Genomic DNA, 892 nt, shown 5'->3' with positions numbered 1-892 from the left:
CTGGACTGATGTTTACAGTAGCTTGACTTGAATCATCAACACAAGGTGAAGCGGCAGTTAATGTATAAACAAAGGTGCTATTGGTAGCATTGGTAGGAACAAAAGTTGCCGTTGAGGCATTGAAAGTACCACCAACCCCGCTGGTTCTGGTCCAAACCCCGCCTGTTTGTTCGCCTGTAATCAAGCTGAATAAATTGATGCTGGTGGTATCTGTAATACAAACTGTGGTAGTGCCATCGGTACCTGCGTTTACAGGGTTGTTTACCGTAATAGTGGCTGTTCCAGATTGGGTTTGGCTTTGAGATGGACTTCCAGAATCGGCAACAGAAATCAAATTGTAAGCAAAAGTTCCAGCTGAAGTTGTAGGCGCAGCCACTGTTACAGAATTGCCCGTAGTGGTGCTAACGGTTTGATTGGCACCTCCATTAATATTGTATGTAAAAGTGTAAGGAGCTACGCCATTGGCACCTGTAAAAGTGATATTGGGTGCTGCATCGTTCAAACAAGTGGCCGTTGTGCCAGCAATAGTAGCTGTTGGCAACGATAAAACGGTAACTGTAGCCGTTTGACTCACCGCTTTAGGGCAGTTATTGGCACTGGTAACACTTGTTATGTTGTAATTGAAAACCCCTAAAGTATTGGTAGGCACAGGTATAGACACGCTATTGCCAGTAGTAGTGGCTATTTGTTGGCTTGTACCTCCATTAATATTATAGGTAAACGTATAAGGAGCTACGCCACCACTCCCCGTAAAAGTAACCGACGGACTGCTGCTGTTTAAGTTTACAGTAGCCGTACCGCTTGCAACGGCATCGGAAAGGGGGTTGATGTGTAATTGAAATTGTCGGTATTCCGTACAATTTGAACCTATAAGATCGGTTACAGATACATA

1 pseudogene is annotated in these 892 nt (G+C 44.3%); it reads right to left on the bottom strand.

From position 1 onward, the window contains the following. Window positions 1-892 (bottom strand): annotated as a pseudogene (locus B0A58_RS15775) (adhesin); the annotation flags it as partial.

Source organism: Flavobacterium branchiophilum NBRC 15030 = ATCC 35035 (assembly GCF_002217205.1).
GTDB lineage: Bacteria > Bacteroidota > Bacteroidia > Flavobacteriales > Flavobacteriaceae > Flavobacterium > Flavobacterium branchiophilum.
Note: the sequence above shows the minus strand (reverse complement) of the source record. Positions and strands in the feature narration are given on the sequence as shown.